At 71.0% G+C, this 15,544-nt stretch carries 10 protein-coding genes; 5 read left to right on the top strand and 5 right to left on the bottom strand.

Annotated elements, in window-relative coordinates; genetic code table 11:
* Window positions 1-24 precede the first annotated feature (24 nt).
* Complete coding sequence (locus OG700_RS10350; protein ID WP_405612065.1) at window positions 25-1,500, bottom strand: 4-hydroxyphenylacetate 3-hydroxylase family protein; 1,476 nt, start codon at window positions 1,498-1,500, stop codon at window positions 25-27.
* 188 nt (window positions 1,501-1,688) lie between these two features.
* The gene (locus OG700_RS10355) at window positions 1,689-2,654 is read right to left on the bottom strand and encodes an AraC family transcriptional regulator (RefSeq protein ID WP_405612067.1); all 966 of its coding nucleotides are present in this window, start codon (window positions 2,652-2,654) and stop codon (window positions 1,689-1,691) included.
* A 119-nt stretch (window positions 2,655-2,773) separates the two neighbouring features.
* Between OG700_RS10355 and OG700_RS10360 the strand changes: the two genes are divergently transcribed.
* The 5 genes from OG700_RS10360 to glgB all read left to right on the top strand — a co-directional run bounded on the left by OG700_RS10360 (window position 2,774) and on the right by glgB (window position 12,197).
* Entirely contained in the window at window positions 2,774-3,691 is a 918-nt protein-coding gene (locus OG700_RS10360) for an SDR family oxidoreductase (protein ID WP_405612069.1), read from the top strand.
* Window positions 3,692-4,157: 466 nt separating this feature from the next.
* Window positions 4,158-6,170, top strand: coding sequence for an alpha-1,4-glucan--maltose-1-phosphate maltosyltransferase (locus OG700_RS10365; protein ID WP_405612071.1), 2,013 nt, complete (start codon window positions 4,158-4,160; stop codon window positions 6,168-6,170).
* Window positions 6,167-7,891 carry a maltose alpha-D-glucosyltransferase gene (treS, locus tag OG700_RS10370; RefSeq protein ID WP_405612073.1) on the top strand — a complete coding sequence of 575 codons (1,725 nt, stop codon included), beginning with the start codon at window positions 6,167-6,169 and terminating at the stop codon, window positions 7,889-7,891. The genes OG700_RS10365 and treS overlap by 4 nt, the downstream gene beginning before the upstream one ends.
* A 225-nt stretch (window positions 7,892-8,116) precedes the next feature.
* Window positions 8,117-9,622, top strand: coding sequence for a maltokinase N-terminal cap-like domain-containing protein (locus tag OG700_RS10375; RefSeq protein WP_405612075.1), 1,506 nt, complete (start codon window positions 8,117-8,119; stop codon window positions 9,620-9,622).
* Between the two features lie 76 nt (window positions 9,623-9,698).
* Window positions 9,699-12,197 (top strand): 1,4-alpha-glucan branching enzyme, encoded by a 2,499-nt coding sequence (gene glgB / locus OG700_RS10380; RefSeq protein WP_405612077.1) that lies wholly within the window; start codon window positions 9,699-9,701, stop codon window positions 12,195-12,197.
* A gap of 57 nt (window positions 12,198-12,254) precedes the next feature.
* Here the strand turns inward: glgB and OG700_RS10385 are convergent, their stop codons facing one another.
* From OG700_RS10385 to OG700_RS10395, 3 genes are all read right to left on the bottom strand, one after another.
* Window positions 12,255-14,585, bottom strand: coding sequence for a HelD family protein (locus OG700_RS10385; RefSeq protein WP_405612079.1), 2,331 nt, complete (start codon window positions 14,583-14,585; stop codon window positions 12,255-12,257).
* Window positions 14,586-14,777: 192 nt separating this feature from the next.
* Window positions 14,778-15,110 (bottom strand): thioredoxin, encoded by a 333-nt coding sequence (gene trxA / locus OG700_RS10390; RefSeq protein WP_405612081.1) that lies wholly within the window; start codon window positions 15,108-15,110, stop codon window positions 14,778-14,780.
* On the bottom strand, window positions 15,107-15,535 hold the full coding sequence (locus OG700_RS10395) for a MerR family transcriptional regulator (protein WP_405621582.1): 429 nt from the start codon (window positions 15,533-15,535) through the stop codon (window positions 15,107-15,109). Before OG700_RS10395 ends, trxA begins: the two co-directional genes overlap by 4 nt.
* Window positions 15,536-15,544 lie beyond the last annotated feature (9 nt).

A 15,544-nucleotide genomic window follows, 5' to 3' on the forward strand; every position in this document is an offset into this window, starting at 1 on the left:
TGCCGTCGCCGTTACCGGTGCCGCTCACGGGGAATCCGTCCCCTCGGGCTCACCGCCGAGCGCGTAGCCGTCGAGACATGCCTGGGCCAGCCGCTCGCAGGACGCCGTGTCGCCCTCCCATACCTGCTGCGTCAGATAGACGTGCGGCGCGCCGTGGTAGAAGCGTTCGTACTGCTCGTGGCGGGAGGCGAACTCCGAACCCAGCGCGTCCCAGGCCAGTTTCAGCAGTTTGATCCGCTCCTCGGCCGAGTGCCCCGGCGCGGCCATGTACCGCCGCACCGCCGGTCCCAGCTCTGGGTGGAGCAAGTCCTCGCCCGACGCGGGCAGTTGGATGACCCCGCCGCCCGCGAGGAGTCTGATCTCCTGTACGGCCTGCGGATACAGCTCGCCCGCCATGATGCGCTGCGCGAGGGAGATGTCCTTGCCCGGCATCACCGCGCCGTGCCCGCCGTCGACCTCTTCGTAACTCGCCTCGGCGGCCAGCACGAACGCCTTGGCCTGGGCGACCTTGCCCAGCAGCCGGCCGATGGCCTGGGTGACGGGCGGCAGTTGGTACGTCCCGTTCGACTTCGTCAGCAGGATCGCTATCCCGGCCAGGAATTCGAGCTTGGTCCAGAAGCGGGTCGCGGCCTGGTGCACGAAGTTGGCGTACGCCGGGGTCCGCCACCACATCCCGAAGCTCGCGTCGACGTTGCGGTAGGTGAGCACGGACTCCCACGGGACGAAGACGTCGTCGCAGACGAGCAGCGCGTCGTTCTCGTCGAACCGGGACGACAGCGGGTTGTCGAAGACGCTGCGCGCCCGGCCCTCGTACGAGACGCGCGAGATGAAGCTGAGGCCCGGTGTGTCCACGGGAATCGAGAAGCAGACCGCGCGCTCCACGTCGCGGGGCGCGAGCGGTTCGATCGTCCCGACGATGACCTCGTTGCCGAAGACCGCCGCCGTGCCGATCATCTTCGCGCCGCGTACGACGATCCCGCCGTCCTTCTCGGCTACCACCCGCACCACCGGATCGTCCTGCGCCGTGCCGCCCGCCGCGTCGAACGGGGTGCGCGCGCCCTGCGGGTTGGTGATGGTGAAGGTCGGATACAGGTCGCCGTCGGCGAGCCGCCGGTGGTACGCGAGCGCGTTCGGCGCGCCGTCGAAGCCGTCGGAGGTGAAGACGCCCGGCGCCGCGGCGAAGCCGGCCGCGCCGCCCGCCATGTAGTCCGGCGTACGCCCCAGGAAGCCGAAGCTCGCCTCGGCCCACACCTTGTACGCGCGCCGGCGCGCGACCAGGTCCTCGTAGGAGCGCGGCACCGCGAACGCGCGGTGCGCGCCGTCCCGGGTGAGCACCGGCGTGTGCGCGGAGTCGTGCGCGAGGTCGTAGAGGCGGGCGATGGATCCCGCGGTGTTGCGGAACGCCGGATGGAGTGTGATGTCCTCGACCCGCTCGCCGTCCAGCCATATCGACCGGCCGTCGCGCAACGACTCCAGATACTCCTGACCCGATCTGGTCACAACTTCTCCTCAAACGGATCAAAACGAATCGTGCGGCACACATGACGCACCCGGCACACCGAGCACACCGAGCACGGAAGGAACGCTGCCCCCACTCCTTGAGAGCCTTTCCTGGCGCAAGCGCCGTCAGCAATGAACGACCGTCCAGCGGTCCTTAATAACCGGCCAGACCGCGACCTCGGCGCGCCTCAGGCGGCGCGCACCGCACCACTGCGGTACTCGCCCGGCGTCTTCTCGAACCACTTGCGAAACGCAAGATGGAAACCGACCGCGCTGCGGTAGCCCACCCGCTGCGGCACCGCCGACTGCGGCAGCGACGTCTCCCCCAACAGCCTTGCCGCCTCCTGCATCCGACGACCCGTCAGATGCCGGGCCGGGGCCTCCCCGACCAGTTCGCGGAAGGCCGCGGTGAAGGCCGACCGGGACATGCCGACCTCACGCGCCAGCGACTCGATCGTCCACGGCTCGGCGAACCGCGTCGCGATGATCACCATCGCCCTGCTGATCCCCGGATGGCTCAGGACCGGCAGCGAGGCCGGATTGTCCGCGATCTCGCGCAGCAGCGGCCGCAGCGCCAGGACCAGCGCCATCTCGAAGGCGCGCAGCGTGATGAGGCGGTCGCCGGGGCCGACGGGGCGGGTCGGCGACGCGAGCAGCCGCAGCGTGTCGCGGAGCAGCGGTTCGTTGTCCACCTGGGTGCGGTCGAGGACCAGCGCCCACGGCAGCGCCGTGTACAGGCCGGTGGCGGCGCTCGCGTCGTAGTGCAGTCCGGCGCAGAGCAGCCGGCTCTCCGGCCCGCCGCCCTCGATCTTCAGCTCGCCCGACGTGCCCGGCAGCCGCTCGGGCAGTACGGCGCCGAGCCGCAGGCCGCTGTTCCGGTCCGGCCGGTCGGCTATGCGGTGCGCCGTGCCGGTGGGGAAGACCGCGAGATCGCCCTCGCGGAGCTCCACCGGTGTCTGGCCCTCGCCACTGATCCAGCAGCCGCCCTCGACGATGTAGTGCAGGATCGCGCAGCTCTGCTCGGCGTCGCCCTCGATGGCCCACGGCGCGCTGACGTGCCAACGACTGTCGAAGACCCCCGTGAGCCTGAGCGGCTTGAGCAACTCGCTCAGGAGATCGTCACCTTCGGTCTTGATGGGCTCCATCGGTTCCATGGACGATCCTTCAACCCCCGCCCCGGTTTGTTAATTGATCGGCCGAAGCCGACGCCGCCAGCCTTGTGAAAGAGCCGTCATCGACAGCAGACACAGCCTACCGAAGGGCCTTCAGACACATGTCCGATCAGATTCCGATGCGCGTCGCCGTCGTGGGGGCGACCGGCTTCCAGGGCGGTGCCGTGGCCCGTCTGCTGGCCGAGCGCGGACAGCGGGTCCGTACGCTCACCCGCGCCGCCGAGGCGGACCGGCCGCCGCTGCCCGGCACCTCGTTCGTGGGCGGCGACCTGGCCGATCCCGCCGCCGTGCGGCGCCTGATGGAGGGCGCGACGCACGCCTGTGTGGTGATGCCGCTGGTGTACGGGACGGAGCAGGTACGGCGGTACGCCCGTAACGTCGCCGACGCGGCACGCGAAGCCGGCATCCGGCGCATCGTCTACAACGCCAACACACGCATCCCGGCGCGGCCGACGGATGTCGCCGCCTTCGAGACGCGCCGGATCGCCGAGGAGGAACTGCGGTCGAGCGGCGTGCCGTTGGTGGTGCTGAGGCCACCGGTCTATCTGGACAACCTGTTCAGCCCGTGGAACGGCCCGGCGCTGGTCGCCGAGGGCGCGCTGGCCTACCCGCTGCCCGGCGCCACCTCCGCCGCCTGGATCTCGCACCGGGACCTCGCGGAGGCGGTCCTCGCGGCGCTCACCGCGGACGGTGTGGTGGGTGAGACCTTCGACATCGGCGGGAGCGAGTCGCTGACCGGCGACGAGCTGGCTTCGGCGTTCGGCACCGGGCTGGGCCGCGAGGTGCGGTATGTGCCGCTGCCCCCGGCGGTGTTCGAGCAGGCGCTGTCGCAGGTCGCCGGAGCCGACGCGGCGGCCGGGGTCGCGGGCATCTACCACTACATGGCGACGGGCACCGATCCGCTGCTGATGGCGGGCGACGGCGGACGGGCGGCGGACGCGCTCGCGGTGAAGCCGGCGCCGGTGGACGAGTGGGTGACGCGCCAGCCGTGGCAGGTCTGGTCGACAGAGGCGAGCTGACACCTCCGGCCACTCCCCCGGGCAGCCCCTCGCCGCACCCCGCCCGCCGCACCCCTCACCACCCTCGTCCCCCGCCCCACGGAAGCCCCCTGATCCCGCCCCGTTCTCGCGGAAGCCGCCCGTGCGGCCCGCGGGGACGGGGCGTTCACGTGCCCCGGGTCCGGCCGATCACGGCCGATCACGGCCACGCTCCCAGAGTTGCCCAGGTCTTAACGGAGCGGCGGATTGTGGACCCGAACATCGTGGGAAGGCTCATCCGGTACGTACGGCAAGCACGCCCGTTTCACCCGATTCCACCGCTGTTGGAGTGAACGCGGACAGGAGCGGCCATGCACGCAGCCCGCCAGTCACCGACAGATCAGCTACAAATAACACGAAACGTGTCACACGCTGACAGAGCACCCAGAAGCTTCCATCTGTTCGACCTGCCATGCCTGCCACGCCCGCTCAGCCCTCAGGTGATCTCATGATCGGTCGCATTCCCGTCCTGGACGTACGCCCTCATCTCAACTGCGGCAAACGCCCCGCCAAGGCGGTGAGCGGAGAGACGTTCCAGGTCACCGCGACCGTCTTCCGTGAGGGCCACGACGCCATCGGCGCCAATGTCGTCCTGCGGGGCCCGAACGGCCGGCCGGGCCCCTGGACCCCCATGCGCGAACTGGCCCCCGGCACCGACCGCTGGGGCGCCGACGTCACACCGACGTCCGAAGGCAACTGGACCTACAAGGTGGAGGCGTGGAGCGATCCGCTCGCCACCTGGCGCCACGCCGCCCAGATCAAGATCCCGGCCGGAATCGACACCGCGCTCGTGCTGGCCGAGGGCGCCGCGCTCTACGAGAGAGCGGCGGCCGGCGTCCCCAAGCGCGAAGGCCGCGAGGCGGTCCTGGCCGCCGTGGACGCCCTGCGCGACGAGCGCCGCCCCGCCCCCGCCCGGCTCGCCGCCGCCCTCACCCCGGAGGCCGACGAGGCCCTGTCGCGCCACCCGCTGCGCGAGCTGGTCACGGCGTCGAAGCCGGTCAAGCTGCTGGTGGAGCGCGAACGGGCGCTGTACGGCTCCTGGTACGAGCTGTTCCCGCGCTCCGAGGGTGCGGTCGTCACCCCCGGCGAGCCGCCGGTCAGCGGCACGTTCAGGACCGCCGCCGAACGGCTGCCGGCCGTCGCCGCGATGGGCTTCGACGTCGTCTATCTGCCACCGATCCACCCCATCGGGACCGCGCACCGCAAGGGCCCGGACAACACGCTCTCCCCCGGCCCGGACGATGTCGGCGTCCCGTGGGCCATCGGCTCGGCGGACGGCGGCCACGACGCGATCCACCCCGACCTGGGCACGATCGAGGACTTCGACGCCTTCGTGGCGAAGGCCGCGTCGCTGCGCATGGAGATCGCGCTGGACTTCGCCCTCCAGTGCTCGCCCGACCACCCCTGGGTGAAGGAGCACCCGGAGTGGTTCCACCACCGCGCGGACGGCACGATCGCGTACGCCGAGAACCCGCCCAAGAAGTACCAGGACATCTACCCGATCGCCTTCGACCGCGACATGGACGGCCTGGTCGCGGAGACCGAGCGGGTGCTGCGGTACTGGATGGGCCACGGCGTGCGGATCTTCCGCGTCGACAACCCGCACACCAAGCCGGTGGTCTTCTGGGAGCGGGTGATCGCTGGCATCAACGCGACCGACCCCGATGTGATCTTCCTGGCCGAGGCGTTCACCCGGCCCGCGATGATGCACACCCTGGGCGCGATCGGGTTCCAGCAGTCGTACACGTACTTCACCTGGCGCACCACCAAGCAGGAGCTGACCGACTACCTCACCGAGCTGTCGGGCGAGTCCGCGTCGTACATGCGCCCGAATTTCTTCGTCAATACGCCCGACATCCTGCACGCCTACCTTCAGGAGGGCGGCCGTCCGGCATTCGAGGTACGCGCGGTGCTCGCCGCGACGATGGTGCCGTCCTGGGGCGTCTACGCAGGGTATGAACTCATGGAGAACGCCCCGGTCAGGCCCGGGAGCGAGGAGTACCTGCATTCGGAGAAGTACGAGCTGCGCCCCCGGAACTGGGAATCGGCGGAGCGAGAGGGACGCACCATCGCCCCGCTCATCACCGCGCTCAACCGGATCAGACGCCGGCACCCCGCGCTGCGGCAGCTGCGCGACATCCACTTCCACCACACCGACAACGACGCGGTCATCGCGTACAGCAAGCGGTCGGGCTCGGGCTCGGGCTCGGGCTCGGGCTCCGACACCGTACTGATCGTCGTGAACCTCGATCCGCACCACACCCAGGAGGCAACGGTCTCGTTGGACATGCCGCGGCTCGGCCTCGACTGGCACGAGACCGCCCCGGTGCGCGACGAGCTCACCGGAGAGATCTACCACTGGGGCAGGGCCAACTACGTGCGCCTGGAGCCGGGTGTGACACCCGCGCACATCGTCGTTCTGCGACCGTCCCCGCCGATCGGAGGGTCACCCACATCATGATCATCAATGAGCCCGTCCACGACACGTTCGAGGACACCCCCACGAAGGACCGTGACCCCGACTGGTTCAAACGAGCCGTCTTCTACGAAGTCCTGGTGCGCTCGTTCCAGGACAGCAACGGCGACGGCGTCGGAGACCTCAAGGGCATCACCGCCAAACTGGACTATCTCCAGTGGCTCGGTGTCGACTGTCTCTGGCTGCCGCCGTTCTTCAAGTCCCCACTGAGAGACGGCGGTTACGACGTCTCCGACTACACCGCCGTCCTGCCCGAGTTCGGCGACCTCGCCGACTTCGTGGAGTTCGTCGACGCCGCCCACCAGCGCGGCATGCGCGTGATCATCGACTTCGTCATGAATCACACCAGCGACCAGCACAACTGGTTCCAGGAATCGCGCAAGGACCCCGACGGCCCGTACGGCGACTACTACGTCTGGGCCGACGACGACAAGCAGTTCCCGGAAGCGCGGATCATCTTCGTCGACACCGAGACGTCCAACTGGACCTTCGACCCGGTCCGCAAGCAGTACTACTGGCACCGCTTCTTCTCCCACCAGCCGGACCTCAACTACGAGAACCCGGCCGTGCGCGAGGAGATCATCTCGGCGCTGCGCTTCTGGCTGGACCTGGGCATCGACGGCTTCCGCCTCGACGCCGTGCCGTACCTCTACCAGGAGGAGGGCACCGACTGCGAGAACCTGCCCGCCACCCACGCGCTGCTGCGCGAGGTCCGCGAGATCTGCGACACGCACTACCCGGACACCGTGCTGCTCGCCGAGGCCAACCAGTGGCCGGAGGACGTCGTCGACTACTTCGGCGACTACGCCAAGGGCGGCGACGAGTGCCACATGGCGTTCCACTTCCCGGTGATGCCGCGCATCTTCATGGCCGTACGGCGCGAGTCCCGCTATCCGGTCTCGGAGATCCTGTCCAAGACCCCGGCGATCCCGACCGGTTGCCAGTGGGGCATCTTCCTGCGCAACCACGACGAGCTGACGCTCGAAATGGTCACGGACGAAGAGCGCGACTACATGTACGCGGAGTACGCCAAGGACCCGCGGATGCGCGCCAACATCGGCATCCGGCGCCGCCTCGCCTCGCTGCTGGACAACGACCGCAACCAGATCGAGCTGTTCACCGCTCTGCTGCTGTCGCTGCCCGGCTCCCCGATCCTCTACTACGGGGACGAGATCGGGATGGGAGACAACATCTGGCTCGGCGACCGCGACGCGGTACGGACCCCGATGCAGTGGACCCCGGACCGCAACGCGGGCTTCTCGTCCTGCGACCCCGGCCGGCTCTACCTCCCGACGATCATGGACCCGGTCTACGGGTACCAGGTGACGAACGTCGAGGCCGCGATGGCGTCGCCGTCGTCGCTGCTGCACTGGACGCGGCGCATGATCGAGATCCGTAAGCAGAACCCGGCCTTCGGGCTCGGCTCGTACACGGAACTGCCGTCGACGAACCCGGCGGTGCTCGCGTTCCTGCGCGAGGCGCCGTCGCAGGACGGCAACGGCGACGACCTGGTGCTCTGCGTGCACAACTTCTCCCGCTTCGCGCAGCCCACGGAGCTGGATCTGCGCGCGTTCAGCGGGCGGCACCCGGTGGAGCTGATCGGCGGGGTGCGCTTCCCCGCGATCGGCGACTGGCCCTATCTGCTGACCCTGGCGGGCCACGGCTTCTACTGGTTCCGGCTCAGGCAGGACCCCGCGCCGGCCTGAGCGCCGGCACCGGCCCGACGGCCGGCCGGACAGGACCCAGGTGCGGGGCGGTCGGTTACCGCCGCCCCGCACGGGGCACCATCCCCGACATCGGGTCCGTCCGTACGGACTTTCGGTCCGTACGGGCCATCCTCACCCGACACGTCCCGCACAGCCGGACTCCGTTGCCGCAATCCGGGACACTCTGCGCATCCTGTGGTGTGCCCGGGGAAAGGACGCGATGCCATGTCGAAGGCTGCATCCACCCGGAGCTCACCACGCCCCGGTGCGGCGCTCTCGCCCGCCGGAGCCGGGAGACTGGTCGAATCGCTCGCGCCACTGCTTCACGAGTGGCTGCCGCGCCAGCGCTGGTTCGCGGGCAAGGGCCGGCCGATCACGGGCTTCTCGGCGGTGGCCGCCACCGAACTGATGCCGCCGGCCGCCTCCGGCCCCGCCCCCGGCCTCCTCCATCTGCTGGTACGCGTCGAGCAGCGCTCCACGCCCGACCGGGACGCGCCGCCGGTCCCCGTCGCCCCCACCGACGACTGCTACCAGCTCCTGCTGGGCGTACGGTCCGCCCTGCCGCCGCGGCTCGCCGCCGCCCGTATCGGCGTCGCGGGCACCGGGCCGCTGGCCGGCCGGGTCGTCTACGAGGCGCTGCACGACCCGCGCCTGGCCGATCTGCTGCTGGAGCGGCTGCGCTCCCCCGGCGCCCTGGGGCCACTGCGCTTCGACCGCGCCGTCGAGATCCCGGCCGGGCTGGTGCCTCGGCTGCTCGGCGCCGAGCAGTCGAACTCCTCGCTCGTCTACGGCGACGAGTACATCCTCAAGATCCTGCGCCGGGTCTTCCCCGGCGCCAACCCCGATCTGGAACTGCCGCTCGCCCTCGCGGGCCAGGGCTGCCGCCGAGTGCCGTCGCCGGTCGCCTGGTTCGAGGCCGTGGGCGCGGACATGGGCGCGGACATGGGCGGCGGGGCCGGGACGGAGCCGCTGACGCTCGGGGTGCTCCAGCCGTTCCTCCAGGACTCCGAGGACGGCTGGCGGCTGGCCCTGCGCGCGCTGGCCGGCGGCGCCGCCTTCACCGACGAGTCACGTGCGCTGGGGCGGGCCACCGCCGAGGTGCACCTCGCGCTCGCCGCCGCGCTGCCGACCGTGTCCCTGGGGCCTCGGCAGACCGCGCATCAGGCCGAGGCCATGTCCAGGAGGCTGGACGCCACCGCGCAGGCGGTGCCCGCGCTGCTGCCGTACGTCGCCGGGCTGCGCACCGCCTTCGACGCGCTCGCCCGGTCCGGGGACGGTGCGGGAGCCGGGGGCGGTGCTGCGGGAGCCGGGGGTGGCCTCGTCACGCGGGCGCAGCGGGTGCACGGCGATCTGCATCTGGGCCAGACGCTGCGGACCCCGGACGGCGAGTGGTCCCTGATCGACTTCGAGGGCGAACCGGCCCGCCCGCTGACCGAACGCCGCCGCCCGCAGCCCGCGGTGCGCGACGTGGCGGGCATGCTCCGCTCCTTCGACTACGCCGCCCGCTCCCACCTGCCCTGGAACCCCGACTGGGCGGAGCGCTGCCGGTCCGCGTACTGCGACGGCTACGCGGAGGCGACGGGCACCGACCCGCGCGAGCACTCCGAGCTGCTGCGGGCCTACGAGACGGACAAGGCGGTTTACGAGGTGCTGTACGAGGCCCGGAACCGCCCCGACTGGCTGCCCGTCCCGATGGCGGCGATCCACCGGCTGGCCGGCCACCGCCCCTGACACCGAAGCCCGGTGGGCCGACCCGTCGGCCCACCGGCCCCAGACCCCCGTCGTACCCGCCGAGGAGGCAGCCCCCGTGACCGCCCGCCCGCCGTCCGAGAACCCGTCAGAGCCGCAGCCCCCGCTCCCCGCCAACGGCGTCCCGGCCCCCGCCGGTGAGGCCAGGCCCGCCGGTGCGCGCCGCAAGCGCGACGAGCCCCCGGCGAAGGAGACGAAGGAAGGTAAGGAAGGGAAGGAAGGGAAAGCGGGCAAGGTGGGCAAGGCGGCCGGCAGGTCCGCCAAGGCCGCGAAGCCGCCGAAGGCCGCCGGTACGCCCCCGAGGCCGCGTCAGGAGAGCGGCGGCCATGTCGTACGGCCCGCGCCGCCGCTCGCCGAGTCCGACCGGCACCGGCTACTCGACGGCGCGCACCACGACCCGCACGCCGTGCTCGGCGCCCGCACCGGCAAGGGCGGCGTCGTCTTCCGGGTGCTGCGGCCGTACGCGAAGGCCGTGACCGTCGTCGCCAAGGGACTGCGGGCCCAACTGCACGACGACGGCGACGGTTTCTTCTCCGGTGTGCTGCCGTGGCGCAAGGTCCCCGAGTACACCCTCCTGGTGCGCTACGGGCTCACGGCCGAGGAGGGCGGCACCGCCGACGAGGTCGACGAACTGGAGGTACGGGATCCGTACCGCTTCCTGCCCACCCTCGGCGATCTCGATCTGCATCTCATCGGCGAGGGCCGGCACGAGGAGCTGTGGAAGGTGCTCGGGGCGCACCCCATGGTCCACCAGGGCGTCACGGGCACCCGCTTCACCGTCTGGGCGCCGAACGCGCGGGGCGTGCGGATCTCCGGTGACTTCAACTACTGGGACGGCACGGTCTATCCGATGCGCTCGCTCGGCTCGACCGGTGTGTGGGAGCTGTTCGTGCCCGGCGTCGGCGAGGGCGCGCTCTACAAGTTCGACATCACCCGGCCCGACGGGACGCACACGCTGCGCGCCGACCCGATGGCGCGGCGCACCGAGGTGCCGCCGTCGACGGCGTCGATCGTCACCGAGTCGCACCACGTGTGGCACGACGAACAGTGGCTGGCGCACCGCGCGGACCTGCCGGTGCACGAGGCGCCGGTCTCCGTGTACGAGGTCCATCTCGCCTCCTGGCGACCAGGCCTGACGTACCGTCAACTCGCGCTCCAACTCCCCTCGTACGTCAAGGATCTGGGCTTCACCCACGTCGAGCTGATGCCGGTCGCCGAGCATCCCTTCGGCGGTTCCTGGGGTTACCAGGTCACCGGCTTCTACGCCCCGACCTCCCGCATGGGCACCCCCGACGACTTCCGCTTCCTGGTGGACACGCTGCACCGCGCGGGCATCGGCGTCATCGTGGACTGGGTGCCCGCGCACTTCCCGAAGGACGAGTGGGCGCTGGCCCAGTTCGACGGCAGGCCGCTGTACGAGCACCCGGACCCGTCGCGCGCCGAGCATCCCGACTGGGGCACGCTGGAGTTCGACTTCGGCCGCACCGAGGTGCGCAACTTCCTTGTCGCCAACGCCGTTTACTGGTGCGAGGAGTTCCACATCGACGGCCTGCGGGTCGACGCCGTCGCGTCGATGCTCTACCTCGACTACTCCCGCGAGGCCGGCGAGTGGGAGCCGAACGAGCACGGCGGCCGGGAGAATCTGGACGCGGTCGCCTTCCTCCAGGAGATGAACGCGACCGTCTACCGCCGCTGCCCCGGTGTCGTCACGATCGCCGAGGAGTCCACCGCCTGGGACGGTGTCACCCGCGCCACGCACGACATCGGCCCCGGCGGCTTCGGCGGTCTCGGCTTCGGCCTGAAGTGGAACATGGGCTGGATGCACGACTCCCTGGACTACGTCTCCAAGGAGCCGGTGCACCGCAAGTACCACCACAGCGAGATGACCTTCTCGATGGTGTACGCGTACAGCGAGAACTACGTCCTGCCCATCTCGCACGACGAAGTCGTGCACGGCAAGCGGTCGTTGGTCTCCAAGATGCCCGGCGACTGGTGGCAGCAGCGGGCCAACCACCGGGCGTACCTCGGCTACATGTGGGCGCATCCCGGCAAGCAACTCCTCTTCATGGGGCAGGAGTTCGCCCAGGGCGCGGAGTGGTCGGAGGGCCACGGCCCGGACTGGTGGCTGCTGGACCCGTCGTACGCGGCGGAGGCCGACCACCGGGGCGTACGGGACCTGGTGCGGGACCTGAACGTGGTCTACGGCCGGACCCCGGCGCTCTGGCAGCGCGACACCGTCCCCGAGGGCTTCTCCTGGGTGGAGGGGGACGCCGGGGAGGACAACGTGTTCGCGTTCCTGCGCTTCGACGCGCAGGGCGCGCCGCTGCTCGCCGTCTCGCACTTCTCACCGGTGGTGCGCCATCAGTACCGCGTCGGCGTCCCGGAGGGCGTCTCGGGCTGGACGGAGGTCATCAACACGGACGCGGGGCGTTACGGCGGCGGGGATGTGTTCAACACGGACACCCTCAAGCCGGAGGCGGTCCCCACGCACGGCCGCCCGGTGAGCATCCAGCTGACGCTGCCCCCGTTGGCGACGCTGTGGCTGAAGCCGGTCTGAGCGTCGCCCCGGCCCCGGACGGGCCGCATGTGCGGCCCGTCCGGGGGCGGGCGGGGTTCACGGCCCCACGGACGGCCCCGCGGACGGCCCCGCGGTGGCGCCCTCGTAGGCGAGCCGGGGCGGGACGGCGGCGTTGCGTACGATGCCGAGTCGCTGGGTCGCCCGGGTCAGCGCCACGTACAGATCGTTGGTGCCGCGCGGTGAGCCGTCCAGCACGGCCTCCGGGTCGACGACGATCACCGTGTCGAACTCCAGGCCCTTCGCCTGCCGGGGGTCGAGCAGGACGACCGGCCGGGTGAGGTCGGGGCCGGCCGCGTCGGCTCCCCAGGAGGCGTCCGGGAGTTCGGCGGCGAGCGCGGGCAGCAGCGCGGCGGGGGCGATCACCGCGAGCCGTCCGTCGGCGCCGTGTTCCGCCGCGTGCGAGGCCGCGTGTTCGACGGCGCTCGCGGCGGCCGTACGGACGACGTCGTCCGGCGCCACCTCCCGTACCCAGGGGCCGACTCCCGTCGAGCGCACCGAACTCGGCGGCTCGAAGTCCGGGTCCGCCAGCCGCCGCACCCCGGCGGCGACGGCCATGATCTCGGCGGGCGTACGGTAGTTGACGCCGAGCCGGACATGCTCCCAGCGCTCGCCGACGTACGGCCGCAGGATCTGCCGCCAGGAGCCGCAGCCCGCGACGTCCCCGGTCTGCGCCGGGTCGCCGACCAGCGTCATGGAGCGGGCCGGGCAGCGGCGCATCAGCAACCGCCAGGCCATCGCGGACAGTTCCTGTGCCTCGTCGACCACGATATGGCCGAAGGCCCAGGTGCGGTCGGCGGCGGCGCGCTCGGCGGCGCTGCGGGTGTCGGCCTCCTCCTGGCGCTCGGCGAGGCGTTCGGCGTCGATGAGGTCGTGCGCCAGCAGGACCTCCGCCTCCTCCTCGTCCTTGTCCTCGAACTCGTAGGTGCGGGAGCCGTAACTCAGCTCCAGCACGCCCTGCGCGTACTCGATCCGCTCGCGCCGTTCGCTCTCGGCGGCGACCCGGGCGGCGGTGTCGTCCTCGCCCAGAAGTTCGGCGGCCTCGTCCAGGAGGGGCACGTCGGCATCGGTCCAGTGATCGGCGCCGCTGATCTGACGCCTTATCAACTCACCGTCCGTGTCGGGGAGATGGGTCGGCTCGGCCAGATAGTCGGCGACGAGGCCCTGCGCAGTGAGGGTGGGCCACAGCTCGTCGATGGCGGACTGCACCGCCGGGCTGGTGGCGATCGCCTTGCCGAGCTGCGCGATGTCGGTGGCGTCCAGGAGGTTCGGGCCGCCGTACGGGTCGGCCCCGAGCCGCTCGGTGAGCTGCCCGGTGAGGGAGTCGATGACGGAGAAGGCGAAGTGCGGCCGGGCCAGGTTGTGCGGGAGGTCCGCGTCACGGGCGCGGGCACGCGCGTCCTCGGCCATCGCGCGGTCCAGATAGAGCGTCCCGTCGTCGTGCTCGATCTCGATGTGCGGATCGGGCACCCGCTGCCGGTCGCGCAGCGCGGCGGCCAGCACGTCCGCCATCTCCGCGCGCCCCTTGACGGCCGCGGCGGCCGGGGTGTCGGTCGCGGTCGCCCGTACACCGGGGAACAGTTCACCGGTCGTCGCCAGCAGCACACCGGTCTCCCCGAGGGAGGGCAGCACCTCGCCGATGTACCCGAGGAAGGCCGGGTTGGGACCGACGATCAGCACGGCACGTCGCGCCAGTTGCTCGCGGTGCGCGTAGAGCAGATACGCGGCCCGGTGCAGCGCGACGGCGGTCTTCCCGGTCCCGGGCCCGCCTTCCACCACGAGCACCCCGCGGTGGGGCGCGCGGATGATGCGGTCCTGCTCGGCCTGGATGGTCCGCACGATGTCGCTCATCCGCCCGGTGCGGGCCGAGTCGAGCGCGGCGAGCAGCACGGCGTCGCCGTCCGGGTCCTCGTACCCGGTGCGGGTGGTGTCGGTGAGATCCATGATCTCGTCGTGGAGCGCGGTGACCCGCCGCCCCTCGGTGGTGATGTGCCGGCGGCGGCGCAGGCCCATCGTGGAATAGCCGGTGGCGAGATAGAAAGGCCGGGCGACGGGAGCGCGCCAGTCGATGAGCAGCGGGGTGCGTTCCGCGTCGTCCAGCCGCATTCCGATTCGCCCGATGTGATGGGTGACGCCGTCATTGAGATCGATACGGCCGAAACAGAGTCCGGTCTCCACGGCATTCAGCGTGGTGAAGGTGCCGGAGTGCTCGGCGACCCGGATGTCCCGCTCCACCATGGCCTGCCGACCCGTGCTGACCTGCCTGATCGACGCCCGCATGGCGGCTTCGGCCTGCTCCCTGAGCGTGTCGAGACGCTCGTGGACGAGCGAGACGAATTGCTGTTCGCTCCGCAATTCCTCGGTTGACAATTCAGCCCCTGTCCGATACGCTTTGCTCAGTCAGTTGATTTCGAACTTCCGTCGGCATTGAAGTGCGGGCGAAAGCCGAAACACCAAATATACGCAGAGCGATACCCCGGCCGTCAATTCGGTACCGGGGTATTTTTGTGCGCCGGGGCGACCTGGGGCGCGGGGCCGGGGCGGGGCGGGGGGGGGGCCGCTCTAGATGGCGTCTTCGAGTTCCTGGAGCAGCCGGCGCTTGGGGCGGGCGCCGACCATCGACTTGACCGGTTCGCCGGCGCGGAACACCAGCAGGGTCGGCATGGCGAGGACGCCGTACCGGTTCATCGTCCGCGGGTTCGTGTCCACGTCGAGCTGGACGACCTTCAGCCGCGCCGCCTCCTCCCGGGCCACGGCGCTCAGCACCGGCGCGAGCTGGCGGCACGGCGGGCACCAGTCCGCGGTGAACTCCACCAGCACGGGCAGGTCGGCCTTCAGCACCTCGTCGTCGAAGCTCTCGTCCGTCACCGCGGCGACGCCCTCTGCCTGGATCATGTGTCTTCTCCCTCTCGCGGCTCGTACATGGTCAGCTCGCACAGCGGCTCGGGCCGCCCGACGGCTCGTGCCTGGATCGCTTCGGCCCGCGCGAGCTGTTCGCCGACCTGGGCGCGTATCGAACCGAGCCTGCCGATCAGCTCGTCCAGCTCGGCGAGCTTGCCGCGGTACACGTCGAGCGAGGCGGGGCAGGAGTCCCCGGCCGGATGCCCGGCACGCAGACACTCGACGAACGGCCGCGTCTCCTCCAGATCGAACCCGAAGTCCTGAAGGGTCCGGATCTGCTGGATCAGCCGCAGATCGTCCTCGTCGTACGTGCGGTAGCCGTTCCCCGCCCGCCGGGCGGGCAGCAGCCCGCGGGACTCGTAGTAACGCAGGGTGCGGGTACTCGTCCCCGCCCGCTCCGCCAGCTCGCCGATGCGCATGTCCACGAC

Source organism: Streptomyces sp. NBC_01508 (assembly GCF_045040315.1).
GTDB lineage: Bacteria > Actinomycetota > Actinomycetes > Streptomycetales > Streptomycetaceae > Streptomyces.